The organism is Microbulbifer sp. ARAS458-1 (genome assembly GCF_045348205.1).
In the GTDB taxonomy this organism is placed as follows: Bacteria; Pseudomonadota; Gammaproteobacteria; order Pseudomonadales; family Cellvibrionaceae; genus Microbulbifer.
In genome coordinates this window covers 1,040,336-1,053,562 of the sequence record NZ_CP155838.1, presented here as the reverse complement: position 1 = coordinate 1,053,562, position 13,227 = coordinate 1,040,336, and the positions used below count along the sequence as shown (strand labels likewise).

Genomic DNA, 13,227 nt, shown 5'->3' with positions numbered 1-13,227 from the left:
TGTGGGTGGCTGAAACCACCGGGTCTTGTATGTGTCTGACTATAAAGCCGTCAGAAAGTGCAGTGGAGACTGCACTATAGCCCGGAAATTTTCCCCAGCGGGCAACAACTACTCGAAAGCCCCGGCTCTGGTCGGATACACTTTACCCATTCACCCGAGAAGTAGACCGCGAGCAAGCCGTACCGGACATGCGATCATTTTTAGTTAAAGCCTTCCTGATACTTCTGCTGCTGGGCGCGCTGGTAGTGGGGGCGTTTGTGGCTTTTCCCGGTCTGAAGTACGAGCTCTATCGCAAACTGCCCCCCAAGATCCGCTGGAATATCTCCTACGCACTCACTGACAAATTCGTAGTGGGCATGGTCTACTTTGTCGAGCGCAACAATCAGCTGTTGCTGGTGCGCCATACCTATCAGGATAAGTGGGCCCTGCCCGGGGGCTGGGTGGAGCGCAACGAATCATTCGAGGAATCGGCGCGGCGCGAGCTGAGCGAGGAACTGGATATCAAGATCGACGACTTCGAGGTGCTGGAAGTGAACAAGGTACCGCGCTCGGGAATCATCAACATCGCAGTTCGCGGCCGCCTCAAGGACAAGCAGGTGGCGATCCGCGACGGAGAAATCTACGGCTACCGTTTCTTCGATCTGCATCGCCTGCCGGACGATGTGATCTATACCCACAAGCCCTATATCAAGCGTTACCTGGAGGCGCGGCGACCACCGAGAGAGTTACCGCCGGAAGAGCCGATACCGGCATCGCCGCCGGAACGACAGTCTCCCTAGACGACGCTATCTCATCCCTTGATGCCATTGGCAATCTGGAACACCACCCGTGCGGCCGTGCGCGCCGCGTGATCCTCGATATCAAAGTAGGGATTGAATTCCGCGATATCTGCCAGGCACACCTTCTTCGATTCCAGCACCGTATCCAGTAGCGGTTCGAACAATTCAAACGCCACGCCGCGCCCGGCCGGTGCAGACACCGCGGGCATCACGGCCGCCGGAAGCACATCCAGGTCGATGGTGAGGTACACATAATCCACCCGGTCGATAAAGTCGGCGATCTGCTTTTGCACCAGCTCGATCCGCCAGGGCACAATTTCCCGGTCGGAAATCACCTGTGCCCCCAGCTCTTCCGCCCGGTGATACAGGGCAGGGGTGTTCGCGGTGGCGGCGGCGCCAACGCAAAGGTAATTGAAGGGACGGCCGTTCAGATCGCACTGTTCGGCGATCTGGTAAAACGGGGTGCCCGAAGACCCCTGGGGGGCAGGCAGGCGGATATCCAGGTGCGCATCAAAGTTGATAATGCCGAGGGTCTTGTCCCGGTGCTGTTCGCGCATCCAGCGGGCGATCCCCTGATAGCTACCATAGGCGATCTCGTGGCCACCGCCGAGTACCATGGGGAAGTGCCCGGCACTCATCAACTCGGTAACGCGCGCCCCGAGCATGGCCTGCCCGGACTCGAGGTCGTCCTTTTCCACCCGCACGTTGCCGGCATCGTACAAAGGTGCACCAAAGGTTTTCGGCAGATTCGCCAGGGCCAGGCGCAAAATCCGCGGCCCCTTGGCGGCGCCGATACGGCCCTTGTTGCGGCGCACTCCCTCATCGGAGGCGAAGCCGAGAATGGCAAAGCCCGGCGGACTGTCCAGGTGCAGCGGCACTATGTCCTGGTGCCAGCGCTTGCCGGCCTTGCCATCCTCACTGTCAACCCGTCCGCTCCAAAGGCGCATATCAGCCAGCTGTAACATGAAGCCCCCCAACAAAGATTTCGGCCGGTTTCAGCGCGCCCACCTCGTAGGCAAGCTGGTCCGGAGTTTCCATCGGCCACAGAGCCATATCCGCACGCAGCCCCGCGCGCAGTACCCCTCGGGAACAGCAGATTCCCAGGGCGCGGGCCGCGGACCGGGTGACGCCGGCGAGCGCTTCCGCCGGTGTCAGGCCAAACAGGTTGCAACTCATATTCATCATCAGTCTCAGGGAGGCGATGGGGCAGCTACCGGGGTTCAGGTCGGTGGAAATCGCCATGGGGACACCGGCAGTGCGCAGGGTTTCCACCGGCGGTACACGGGTTTCCTTCAGGGTGTAAAAGGCGCCGGGCAACAGCACGGCGGCGGTGCCGCTTTCGGCCATGGCGGCGACGTCTTCGTCGGTGATGTACTCAATATGTTCTACCGAGAGGGCACCGGCGCGGGCAGCCATTTTGGTGGCACCGGTTGCGGCGAGCTGTTCGGCGTGCACTTTTACCGGCAGATCCAGCTGCTGCGCGGCCTTGATGACCCGTTCGCACTGTTCCACCGAGAAGGCGATATGTTCACAGAACATGTCCACGGCATCGGCCAACTGCTCCTTGGCGACAGCGGGCAGAATCTCGTTGCACACCAGGTCGATATAATCGTCGGCGCGGCCGTCGTATTCCGGCGGCAGAGCGTGGGCGGCAAGGCAGGTGGTAAGGATATTCACCGGGTGATGCTGAGCGAGACGGCGGGCGACACGCAACTGCTTGAGCTCGGTGTCGAGGTCCAGGCCGTAGCCGGATTTGACCTCGACGGTGGTGACACCCTCGCCCATCAGGGCTTTGAGGCGCGGCTGGGCCTTGCGGTACAGGTCGTCGGCGCTGGCGGCACGGGTGGCGCGCACGGTAGACAGGATACCGCCACCGGCGCGGGCAACTTCTTCATAGCTTTCACCGCCGAGGCGACGGGCAAATTCCCCGGCGCGGTGGCCGCCGTACACGAGATGGGTGTGACAGTCGATCAACCCCGGCGTGAGCCACTGACCTTCGCCGTCGACAACCTGGTCGGCGGTACATTCCGGCAGTTCGCGGCGCGGCCCTATCCAGACGATTTTGTTGCCCGTCACCGCCACCGCGGCATCCTCTACCGCGCCATATGCGCCGGGCAGGGACGGGTCCATGGTGGCCGCGTGGACATTGGTAATCAGCAGATCACAGCGTTCAGTCATAGTCGCTCACTGAATTGGCGTTATTTGTAACGATAGCCCTGTTGGGAGAGTTTGGCGCGGATTCTCACAGCGCTTGAACTTCGTTTCTTGGCGGCCGGGCACCTTGGTCTCGTGCGTTGGCCGCCAATCACAGATTGGCGTCGTTAGGCTGCGCGCGAAGCAGTGCTTCGCAAACACTTGCCTAACCCATGTACGCTTCGTCGGCAACGTCCCTGTTGCCGACGATCCTGAAACCCTGCCCCCAGCACCTGACCTTCGATTCATACTTCTGCACTTCGGCCCTCGTCATCCCGGACTTGATCCGGGATCCAGTGCCACTGAACTGGCCGAGCTTCTGGATGCCGGATCATGACAACAACAATCCGATCCTTTTGTAGGAACCTGCCCTGCAGGCGAACAACCACCCACCTATTGACAGCCTCCCACATCAAATCCATAGTTGCCCCACCAACAAACTTGTATATACAAGAATGTACAACCAGGCGGACACTCTACCCGAGCAGGTAAAGACCACACAAGTATGAGCAGTCAGTTATCCACAACCACCGCCACCACAGATCTCGGCAGCCAGCCCCGCTACGCCGCCATCAAGGCGCATATCCGCGCGCAGATCGAATCCGGTGAATGGCCCGCGCACTTTCGCGTGCCCTCGGAAAACCAGCTCGCCCAGGACTTCAACGTCAGCCGTATGACCGCCCGCCGTGCACTCAGCGAACTCACCGACGAAGGCGTACTGATCCGCTCCCAGGGCCTCGGCACCTTCGTCGCCGAACCGTTGCCTGCCGGCTCCCTGCTGGAAGTCCGCAACATCGCCGACGAAGTTGCCGCCCGCGGTCACAGTTATAGCAACCGCATCCTCAAACTGGAGCAGACCGAAGCCAACACCGAAGTCGCCGTCGCCCTCGGTCTCGCCGAAGGCGCTGCGGTCTACCACTCCATCATCGTGCACCTGGACAACGACCTGCCGATCCAGTTCGAAGAACGCTATACCAACCCCACACTGGTGCCGGAATACCTGCACCAGAACTTCCACGCGGCTACACCCAATGAATACCTGACCCGTGTGGCACCGCTGACGGAGGTGGATACCACGGTTGAAGCGATTGGTGCGGATGAAGCAGTTGGTACGGCGCTGGAAATCAAGCAGGGGACGGCGTGCCTGCAGATCTGGCGGCGTACAAAAAGCAGTGCGGGCACGGTGAGTTTTGCGCGGCTGGTGCACCCGGGGAATCGGTACCGGTTGGGCGCACAACTCCGGTTTTAAAAGTTCGTCATGCCGGTACCGGATCGAGTCCGGCATGACAAAAGCATCCGGCATCCAGATGTGTTGCCAGTTCGGAGGCACTGGATCCCGGATCAAGTCCGGGATGACGAGACTCGAAGGACAGAAGCACGAATTGAAGGCGGGGTGCCGGGTAGAGGTTTTCAGGATCGTCGCAAACAGGATGTTTGCGCCGAAGCGCCCAGGGATGGGTTCACAGCGGTCCTGAAAACCTCTACCCGGTGCCTCGCCGCCACAGAACCAGATTTAAAACTGCGGGCCAAAAACCCACCAAACTCCAATTCAAACTATCCACAGAATTTGGAAATAGACGAGGCAACCATGACCGACAAACGGCACGACCCCAGCCGCAAAATTGCCGCCCCCACCGGCACCAAGCTGAATGCCAAAAGCTGGCTCACCGAAGCTCCCCTGCGTATGCTGATGAACAACCTGCACCCGGACGTTGCCGAACGCCCGGAAGACCTGGTGGTTTACGGCGGCATCGGCCGCGCCGCGCGGGACTGGGAGTGCTACGACAAAATCGTCGAAGTCCTCAAGCGCCTCGAAAACGACGAAACTTTATTGGTCCAGTCGGGCAAACCCGTCGGCGTCTTCAAAACCCACGCCGACGCCCCGCGCGTATTGATCGCCAACTCCAACCTGGTCCCCCACTGGGCCAACTGGGAACACTTCAACGAGCTGGATAAAAAAGGCCTCGCCATGTACGGCCAGATGACCGCCGGCTCCTGGATCTACATCGGCTCCCAGGGCATCGTCCAGGGCACCTACGAAACCTTCGCCGCGGTTGCACGCAAACATTTCGACGGGATTGCCAAAGGCAAATGGGTATTGACCGGCGGCCTAGGCGGCATGGGTGGCGCCCAGCCGCTGGCGGCCACCATGGCCGGCTTCTGCATGATTGCCGTCGAGTGCGATGAAACCCGCATCGACTTCCGCCTGCGCACCGGCTACGTGGACAAAAAAGCCACCAGCCTCGACGAAGCCCTGGCGATGATCAACGAAGCCATGGAAAAGGGGGAAGCCATCTCCGTCGGCCTGCTCGGCAACGCCGCCGATGTATTCCCGGAAATTGTCGAGCGCGGCATTGTCCCGGACTGCGTTACCGACCAGACCTCCGCCCACGACCCGCTGAATGGCTACCTGCCGCAAGGCTGGACCATGGACCACGCCGCCGAAATGCGTAAGCGCGACGAAGCGCTGGTAGTCAAAGAAGCGAAAAAATCCATGGGTGTGCAGGTGCAGGCCATGCTCACTCTTCAAGAGCGCGGCGCCGCCACCCTCGACTACGGCAACAACATTCGCCAGATGGCGTTTGAAGTGGGTGTGGAAAACGCCTTCGACTTCCCCGGCTTCGTACCCGCCTACATCCGTCCACTGTTCTGCGAAGGCGTCGGTCCCTTCCGCTGGGCGGCGCTTTCCGGCAACCCGGAAGACATTTACAAAACCGACGCGAAAGTAAAAGAACTGATCCCGGATAATCCCCAGTTGCACACCTGGCTGGACATGGCCCGCGAGCGCATTCAGTTCCAGGGACTGCCCGCACGTATCTGCTGGGTCGGTCTGAAAGACCGCGCACGCCTGGCACTGGCGTTCAACGAAATGGTGGCCAAAGGCGAACTGGAAGCACCGGTGGTGATCGGTCGCGATCACCTGGACTCCGGCTCCGTCGCCAGTCCCAACCGCGAAACCGAATCCATGATGGACGGTTCCGATGCCGTTTCCGACTGGCCGCTGCTGAACGCGCTGCTGAATACTGCCTCAGGCGCCACCTGGGTGAGCCTGCACCACGGCGGTGGCGTGGGCATGGGCTTCTCCCAGCACTCCGGTGTGGTGATCGTGTGTGACGGTACCGAAGCCGCGAAAAAACGCATCGAGCGCGTGCTGTGGAACGACCCGGCCACCGGCGTTATGCGCCATGCGGATGCGGGCTATGACATTGCCAAAAACTGTGCGAAAGAGCAGGGTCTGGACCTGCCGATGCTAAAAAACTGATCAATCTTATTTAAATCGTCATCCCGGACTTGATCCGGGATCCAGCATCGGCGCCTGAAAAAACTCCGCTGCCAAATCACTGGATACCGGCCTTCGCCGGTATGACGGGGCAATCAAAAATTCTCGGTGAAAAATTTTATGTACCAACTGGAAATCACCCCCGGCCAACTGAGCCTGGAACAACTGCGCCGCGTCGCCCGCGAGCCGGTCAAACTGACCCTGAACAGAGACGCACACGCAGCCATCGAAGCGTCCGCGAAAACTGTTGCCGACGTACTGGAACAGGGCCGCACCGTATACGGCATCAACACCGGTTTTGGCCTGCTGGCCAACACCCGCATTGAAAAGAAAGACCTGGAAACCCTGCAGCGCGCCATCGTTCTTTCCCATGCCGCCGGCACCGGTAACTTCATGAGCGAAGGCACCGTGCGCCTGCTGATGGTACTGAAAATCAACTCCCTGGCGCGCGGCTTTTCCGGTATCCGCCTGGAGGTGATTCAGGCACTGATCAAACTGGTCAACGCCGGTGTCTACCCCGCCATTCCGGAAAAAGGCTCCGTGGGCGCCTCCGGTGACCTGGCGCCGCTGGCACATATGAGCGTGGTACTGCTGGGCGAAGGTGAGTGCTTTATCAATGGCGAGCGCAAGGCCGCGTCCGAAGGCCTGCGTTTTGCAGAAATGCGCCCGCTGGTGTTGGCGCCGAAGGAAGGCTTGGCACTGCTGAACGGCACCCAGGCATCCACCGCGTTTGCCCTGCAGGGTCTGTTCAGCGCGGAAGACCTGTTCGCCGGTGCTGTGGTAACCGGAGCGCTGACCCTGGAAGCCGCCAAAGGCTCCCGCCGCCCCTTCGACGACCGCATCCACGCCGCCCGCGGCCAGGTTGCCCAGCGCGACGTGGCCGCGAGCTTCCGCGACCTGCTGGGAGATGAAAGTGAAATTGGCGAGTCCCACGAGAATTGCGAAAAAGTGCAGGATCCCTACTCCCTGCGCTGCCAACCCCAGGTGATGGGCGCCTGCCTGCAGCAGATTCGCTTCGCATCTGAAGTGTTGCTGGCGGAAGCCAACGGCGTGTCCGACAACCCGCTCGTGTTTACCGACCAAGAGAACCCGGAAAACTCCGACATCATTTCCGGTGGTAACTTCCACGCAGAACCGGTGGCGATGGTGGCAGACAATCTGGCGCTGGCGATTGCCGAGATCGGCTCCCTGTCCGAGCGCCGCATGGCCCTGCTGATCGACTCCAACCTGTCCGGCCTGCCGCCGTTTTTGGTGGACAACGGCGGGGTCAACTCCGGCTTTATGATCGCGCAAGTCACTTCCGCGGCACTGGCCAGCGAGAACAAGACCTTCGCCCACCCGGCAAGCGTGGACTCACTGCCCACCTCCGCCAACCAGGAAGACCACGTCTCCATGGCCACCTTCGCCGGCCGCCGCCTGCGGGATATGGCGGACAACACCTGTGGCATCCTCGCGGTGGAACTGCTGGCGGCCTGCCAGGGCCTCGACTTCCGCGCACCGCTGAAAACCACCGAGAAACTGGAAAGCGCCAAGGCCGCCCTGCGCGAGCGCGTACCTTTCTACGATAAGGACCGCTACTTCGCACCGGATATTGAGGAAGCCAAGCAGTTGCTGGCAAGTGCGTATTACCGCGAATACCTGGCAACCGAAATGTTGCCAAGCAACCGGTAACGCCTGAACCACCAAGCCTGAATCGGCTGTCTTCGCTTGTACACACCCTGTGCGCAGGCGAAGACAGACTTTTGAAAACGCTTCCCCGCCAAACGCGCCGGGGTTAACCCTCCGCCTTCATTGCCACCGGTGCTCCTTCGGCCTTGTATTTTTTGGCCAGCTTGCCACTCATCTTTCCCGTAGCCGCCCACACCAGCAGCGCCACCCACGCAATCCACGACAGTCCGGCCGGGATATTGGCGAGGAAAATTTTCCCCAGGTGCCCGCGATTGAAAAAGATTGCCAGAAGGCTCGGCAGAAACCAGATCGCGAAAAAGAAAATGACGAAACCGACGGTCTGGACCGGATCCATTTGTGCAAGCAGCTCGAGAAAATCGGAAAACTTTTGTTCAAGGTTCGACAACATGGTTAATGTCTCTTTAATGATAGAAATTCGCTATTCGCTGATCGATCGACACCTTCTGTAGTACCCGCACATATCGCTTTCTTACAATTTAATTTTCAGTTACTGCGATATTTTCCTGCTGCCATTTCGCGATCTGCTGCTCGCTGCTCTTTATGCGGCGCCAGTACCAGAAACTCCAGATACCCATGGCCAGCGAAAACACAGAAATCCAGGTAAGGGCAAAGCGGCCTGAATCGGCGAATACTGGCTCCAGCCAGCCATAGGCCGACAGCCATTGCCACACCGCAAAAATCCCCAGCTCTGCGATAAAAAACAGCCAGGCAAAAATCAACATGCGCCGCTTGCGCACGAGGCGCAGTCGCGCCAGGTCCAGATAACCGCGTACCGACTCTTCCAGCGGTTCCCACACACCGCGGCGGTTAACAACCGAAAACGCCATGGCAAAGGCCAACAACACAACGACCAGCAACGCGCGCCAGAGGGCATCACCGGCCTCGCTTCTCAGCACCAGGTAGACGCCGCCTACGCCGACGACGAGGGATGTCCCCCATTCAAACCAAGCGTACCAGCGCATGCGTCGCTCCTGCCGGCCTACGTGCGCACGAATGGCTTCGGGTACTGGCGCCGCAACCGGAGCCTGTTGCCACAGATTGGCGAGATCCTGCAGTCCATCCTCTGCATTTTGATCCGCGCTGGGCCCGCCGCCTGCTCGATTGTTCATCTGCTGATTCACACCGTGTTACTCAATTTTGTGTTCAGGCGGTCGCGCGCCCGGTTTAGACGTACCGCCACATTGGACTCGCTGATCCCCAGCACCTCGGAAATCTCGCTATAGCTCAGGCCCTCGAAGCGCAGGGTCAGTACCTGCCGCATACCCAGGGGCAACAGGGAAATCGCCCTCATCAATCGTTCCGCGTCGCGACTCCGCTCCAGTTGCGCCTCGGGGCCCGGCCGCTCATCGGCGACCGTTTCCAGCACCTCACTGTCTTCACTGTCGCGGCGACGGGCCAATTGGGTAACGCTGCGGTTGTGGGCAATACGGTAGGCGAAGGTGCGCAGGCTGGAGTCTCCACGGAAACCGGGCAGCGCCCGCCATATGGCCAGCCAGATCTCCTGCACCAGGTCTTCGCGCTCGGCCTGATTGCGCACATAACTGCCCGCAAGGCGGGCAATACCGCCGCCGCACTCCTCGATCAGCTGCTGGAAAAGTTGTTCGCGCGCGTCCAAGTTGTGGTTCTTCTTTCCATGTCGTTGGGGCCGCCTGAGGCGGGTAGTGCCAGTTACTGTACCCAGTGACGCCAAAACCTTACATAAATTTTCCGCCACTGCCGCCGGCGGGTAATCCGGCGTCAGCGAGACCGGTGAGGCGCCCCCAGTCACAATTTGGCCCAGATTGACGTTTACGTTAACGTAAACGTCAACTAGACTTCGGGCAAATCTGAGGACTATCCATGAGCGCCCCAGCCATATGAGCAGCACTGTGACCCAAAGCTACAGCATCTCCGAGCTGGCCCAGGAGTTCGGGATTACCACCCGCACCATCCGTTTCTATGAGGACAAGGGACTGATCAGCCCAGAGCGCCGTGGGCAGACGCGGGTGTACACAGCGGAAGACCGGGTGCGCCTGAAGCTGATCCTGCGCGGCAAGCGCCTCGGGTTCTCGCTGGATGAGAGCCGGGAAATCATCGATATGTACGACCCGGCCCACGGCAATGTGGAGCAGCTCAATCGCCTCCTCGACCGTATCGACGCCAAGCGCCAACAGCTGCGCCAGCAGCAGCGGGATATCGAGAAGATGCTCGCGCAGCTGGACGAGGCGGCAGCCCGCACCCAGGCGGCGCTGAAAGAACACAACAACTGACACTTACTCGAACAATACTCTGACTGATTCACTGCGGAGCAGCCCATGAATACCCCTTACCCAACCCTGAACTTCGACCTCGGTGAAGACATCGATATGCTGCGGGATATGGTCTACAAGTTCTGTCAGGCAGAACTGGCCCCGCGCGCGGCGCAGATCGACGAGGACAATCTGTTCCCCGCCGATATGTGGAAGAAGTTTGGCGAGCTGGGCCTGCTGGGCATGACTGTGGAAGAGGAGTACGGCGGCTCCAATATGGGCTACCTGGCCCATGCGGTGGCGATGGAGGAGATCTCCCGCGCGTCTGCGTCTGTCGGTCTGTCCTACGGCGCCCACTCCAATTTGTGTGTAAACCAGATTCGCAAGAACGGCACTCCGGAGCAGAAGGCGAAGTATCTGCCGAAGCTGTGTTCCGGTGAACATATCGGTGCGCTGGCGATGAGTGAGCCGAACTCCGGTTCCGATGTGGTGAGCCTGCAGTTGAAGGCGGAAAAGAAGGGTGACCGTTTTATCCTGAACGGCAACAAGATGTGGATCACCAATGGTCCGGATGCGCACACTTATGTGATCTATGCGCGTACCGAGCCGGGTATCAGTTCTGGTGGTATTACGGCGTTTATTGTTGAGCGCGGTTTTAAAGGTTTCACTCAGGCGCAGAAGCTGGACAAGCTGGGTATGCGCGGTTCCAACACTTGTGAGCTGGTGTTTGAGGACTGTGAGGTGCCGGAGGAAAATATTCTGGGCCAGCTGAACGGCGGCGTGCGCGTGCTGATGAGCGGTCTGGATTACGAGCGTACGATCCTGTCTGGTGGCCCAGTGGGGATTATGCAGGCGTGTATGGATATCGTGGTGCCATACATTCATGAGCGCAAGCAGTTTGGCAAGGCGATCGGTGAGTTCCAGCTGATGCAGGGCAAGGTTGCGGATATGTATGCGGATCTGAATGCGAGCCGCGCTTATTTGTACGCTGTAGCCAAGGCTTGTGACCGCGGTGAGGATTCGCGCAAGGATTCTGCGGCGGTGATCCTGTTTACTGCGGAGCGTGCGACGCAGATGGCGCTGCAGGCGATTCAGACTCTCGGTGGTAACGGTTATATCAACGAATACGCGACCGGCCGCCTGCTGCGCGATGCCAAGTTGTACGAGATTGGCGCGGGCACTTCCGAGATCCGTCGCATGTTGATCGGGCGCGAGCTGTTTAACGAGACTCGCTAAGCTTCGTAGGTATGAACGGGGCGGCACTACTGCCGGGATGGGTTCGCTGGACACGCCGTGAACCCATCCATGGGGGCTCTGCAAAAACATCCTGTTTTTGAAGGTCCAACGAACCCATCCCGGCAGCAGCGCCTGCGCATTTTATTTCTGTGTTCTAACCAACCAAACTATTTCTATGAACCAGATTCAGACCAAGATTAATTCCCGGGATCCGGCGTTTGCGGAAAACCGCGAGCAGATGCAGAGCATTGTGGATGACCTGCGGGAGAAGCTGGAAACCATCGCCAAGGGCGGCAGTGAGCGGGCTCGGGAGAAGCATGTCTCCCGCGGAAAATTACTACCGCGCGATCGCATCGACGCGCTACTGGATCCGGGCAGTCCGTTCCTGGAGTTCTCCCAACTGGCCGCTTTCGACGTTTACGATGAAGACGTGCCGGCGGCAGGGATTCTGACGGGCATCGGTACCGTTGCCGGCCAGCCCTGTGTGATTGTCGCCAACGATGCGACGGTGAAAGGTGGAACCTATTACCCGCTGACGGTGAAGAAACACCTGCGTGCACAGGCGATTGCCGAGCAGAACAACCTGCCCTGTATTTATCTGGTGGATTCCGGCGGTGCCAACCTGCCGCGCCAGGACGATGTGTTTCCGGATCGCGAGCATTTCGGGCGTATCTTCTTCAATCAGGCGAACCTGTCTGCGCAGAACATTCCGCAGATCGCGGTGGTGATGGGCAGCTGTACCGCCGGTGGCGCTTATGTGCCGGCGATGGCGGATGAGTCGATTATGGTGAAGGAGCAGGCGACGATTTTCCTGGCGGGGCCACCGCTGGTGAAGGCGGCTACGGGGGAAGAGGTTTCTGCGGAGGAGCTGGGTGGTGCGGAGGTGCACTGCAAGACTTCCGGCGTTTCCGATCACTTTGCCAATAACGATACCCACGCGCTGCAGATTGCGCGCAATTCGGTATCGCGACTGAACCGGGTGAAGAATCCCGGTCTCGATGTGCAGAAGCCGATCGAGCCGATTTATCCGCCGGAAGAGATCTACGGCATTGTGCCCAAGGACTCTCGCCAGCCGTTTGATGTGCGCGAAATTATTGCGCGGGTTGTGGACGGTTCTGAATTTGATGAATTCAAGGCGATGTACGGCACTACCCTGGTGACGGGTTTTGCGCGGATTCACGGTTACCCGGTGGGTATTGTTGCCAACAACGGCATTCTGTTTGCCGAGAGCGCGCAGAAAGGCGCGCACTTTATCGAGCTGTGTGCACAGCGCAATATTCCGCTGGTGTTCCTGCAGAACATCACCGGCTTTATGGTGGGCAAGCAGTACGAGGCCGGCGGTATTGCCAAGCACGGCGCCAAGATGGTGACCGCGGTTGCCACCGCGAAGGTGCCCAAGATCACCATTCTGATCGGCGGCTCTTTCGGTGCCGGCAATTACGGTATGTGTGGCCGCGCCTACGATCCCAACTTCCTGTTTATGTGGCCGAACGCGCGCATCTCGGTGATGGGCGGCGAACAGGCGGCCGGTGTGTTGGCACAGGTGAAGAAAGATCAGATGGCGGCAAAAGGTGAGGACTGGAGCGAGGAAGAGATCGCCAAGTTCAAGCAGCCGATCATCGATGACTACGAACACCAGGGGCACCCCTATTACGCATCCGCGCGGCTGTGGGACGACGGCGTCATCGATCCGAAAGATACCCGCCAGGTGCTGGGTCTGTGTCTGGCCGCGGCCACACACAAAGAACCCGAAGAGACCAAGTTTGGGGTCTTTCGAATGTAGTTCTGAGCACTGGGATAGTATGGTGCGGGTCCTGCTGCC

At 59.6% G+C, this 13,227-nt stretch carries 12 protein-coding genes; 7 read left to right on the top strand and 5 right to left on the bottom strand.

What is annotated here, in order from left to right:
• Positions 1–188: 188 nt before the first annotated feature.
• Entirely contained in the window at positions 189–779 is a 591-nt protein-coding gene (locus AAFH99_RS04345; RefSeq protein ID WP_043320150.1) for an NUDIX hydrolase, read from the top strand.
• An 11-nt stretch (positions 780–790) separates the two neighbouring features.
• On the opposite strand, the gene hutG is transcribed toward AAFH99_RS04345, so the two are convergent.
• Positions 791–1,744, bottom strand: coding sequence for a formimidoylglutamase (gene hutG, locus AAFH99_RS04340; RefSeq protein ID WP_043320149.1), 954 nt, complete (start codon positions 1,742–1,744; stop codon positions 791–793).
• On the bottom strand, positions 1,728–2,957 hold the full coding sequence (hutI, locus tag AAFH99_RS04335; RefSeq protein WP_406828764.1) for an imidazolonepropionase: 1,230 nt from the start codon (positions 2,955–2,957) through the stop codon (positions 1,728–1,730). The genes hutG and hutI overlap by 17 nt, the downstream gene beginning before the upstream one ends.
• Before the next feature lie 520 nt (positions 2,958–3,477).
• On the opposite strand from hutI, the gene hutC reads away from it, so the two are divergent.
• From hutC to hutH, 3 genes are all read left to right on the top strand, one after another.
• Positions 3,478–4,221, top strand: coding sequence for a histidine utilization repressor (gene hutC, locus AAFH99_RS04330; protein WP_406828763.1), 744 nt, complete (start codon positions 3,478–3,480; stop codon positions 4,219–4,221).
• Positions 4,222–4,560: 339 nt separating this feature from the next.
• Complete coding sequence (hutU, locus tag AAFH99_RS04325) at positions 4,561–6,234, top strand: urocanate hydratase (protein ID WP_406828762.1); 1,674 nt, start codon at positions 4,561–4,563, stop codon at positions 6,232–6,234.
• A gap of 126 nt (positions 6,235–6,360) precedes the next feature.
• Positions 6,361–7,923, top strand: coding sequence for a histidine ammonia-lyase (gene hutH / locus AAFH99_RS04320; protein WP_406828761.1), 1,563 nt, complete (start codon positions 6,361–6,363; stop codon positions 7,921–7,923).
• A gap of 103 nt (positions 7,924–8,026) precedes the next feature.
• Here hutH and AAFH99_RS04315 read toward each other — a convergent pair whose 3' ends face one another.
• The 3 genes from AAFH99_RS04315 to AAFH99_RS04305 form a co-directional block, all read right to left on the bottom strand.
• Positions 8,027–8,329 (bottom strand): superinfection immunity protein, encoded by a 303-nt coding sequence (locus AAFH99_RS04315; RefSeq protein WP_406828760.1) that lies wholly within the window; start codon positions 8,327–8,329, stop codon positions 8,027–8,029.
• A gap of 88 nt (positions 8,330–8,417) precedes the next feature.
• The gene (locus AAFH99_RS04310) at positions 8,418–9,050 is read right to left on the bottom strand and encodes a hypothetical protein (RefSeq protein ID WP_406828759.1); all 633 of its coding nucleotides are present in this window, start codon (positions 9,048–9,050) and stop codon (positions 8,418–8,420) included.
• 8 nt (positions 9,051–9,058) lie between these two features.
• Positions 9,059–9,556: an RNA polymerase sigma factor gene (locus tag AAFH99_RS04305; RefSeq protein ID WP_406828758.1), complete on the bottom strand. Its 498-nt coding sequence runs from the start codon at positions 9,554–9,556 to the stop codon at positions 9,059–9,061.
• A gap of 241 nt (positions 9,557–9,797) precedes the next feature.
• Between AAFH99_RS04305 and AAFH99_RS04300 the strand changes: the two genes are divergently transcribed.
• The 3 genes from AAFH99_RS04300 (at position 9,798) to AAFH99_RS04290 (ending at position 13,188) form a co-directional block, all read left to right on the top strand.
• Positions 9,798–10,190, top strand: coding sequence for a MerR family DNA-binding transcriptional regulator (locus tag AAFH99_RS04300; RefSeq protein WP_043320143.1), 393 nt, complete (start codon positions 9,798–9,800; stop codon positions 10,188–10,190).
• A gap of 45 nt (positions 10,191–10,235) precedes the next feature.
• Positions 10,236–11,405: an isovaleryl-CoA dehydrogenase gene (locus tag AAFH99_RS04295; RefSeq protein WP_043320142.1), complete on the top strand. Its 1,170-nt coding sequence runs from the start codon at positions 10,236–10,238 to the stop codon at positions 11,403–11,405.
• Between the two features lie 175 nt (positions 11,406–11,580).
• Positions 11,581–13,188, top strand: coding sequence for a carboxyl transferase domain-containing protein (locus AAFH99_RS04290; RefSeq protein ID WP_406828757.1), 1,608 nt, complete (start codon positions 11,581–11,583; stop codon positions 13,186–13,188).
• The last annotated feature ends 39 nt before the right edge of the window (positions 13,189–13,227 follow it).

Excerpts from the sequence above, each read along its gene's own strand:
- AAFH99_RS04345 (WP_043320150.1), top strand. The coding sequence starts at position 189 with ATGCGATCATTTTTAGTTAAAGCCTTCCTGATACTTCTGCTGCTGGGC.
- hutG (WP_043320149.1), bottom strand. The coding sequence starts at position 1,744 with ATGTTACAGCTGGCTGATATGCGCCTTTGGAGCGGACGGGTTGACAGT.
- hutI (WP_406828764.1), bottom strand. The coding sequence starts at position 2,957 with ATGACTGAACGCTGTGATCTGCTGATTACCAATGTCCACGCGGCCACC.
- hutC (WP_406828763.1), top strand. The coding sequence starts at position 3,478 with ATGAGCAGTCAGTTATCCACAACCACCGCCACCACAGATCTCGGCAGC.
- hutU (WP_406828762.1), top strand. The coding sequence starts at position 4,561 with ATGACCGACAAACGGCACGACCCCAGCCGCAAAATTGCCGCCCCCACC.
- AAFH99_RS04315 (WP_406828760.1), bottom strand. The coding sequence starts at position 8,329 with ATGTTGTCGAACCTTGAACAAAAGTTTTCCGATTTTCTCGAGCTGCTT.
- AAFH99_RS04310 (WP_406828759.1), bottom strand. The coding sequence starts at position 9,050 with ATGAACAATCGAGCAGGCGGCGGGCCCAGCGCGGATCAAAATGCAGAG.
- AAFH99_RS04300 (WP_043320143.1), top strand. The coding sequence starts at position 9,798 with ATGAGCAGCACTGTGACCCAAAGCTACAGCATCTCCGAGCTGGCCCAG.
- AAFH99_RS04295 (WP_043320142.1), top strand. The coding sequence starts at position 10,236 with ATGAATACCCCTTACCCAACCCTGAACTTCGACCTCGGTGAAGACATC.
- AAFH99_RS04290 (WP_406828757.1), top strand. The coding sequence starts at position 11,581 with ATGAACCAGATTCAGACCAAGATTAATTCCCGGGATCCGGCGTTTGCG.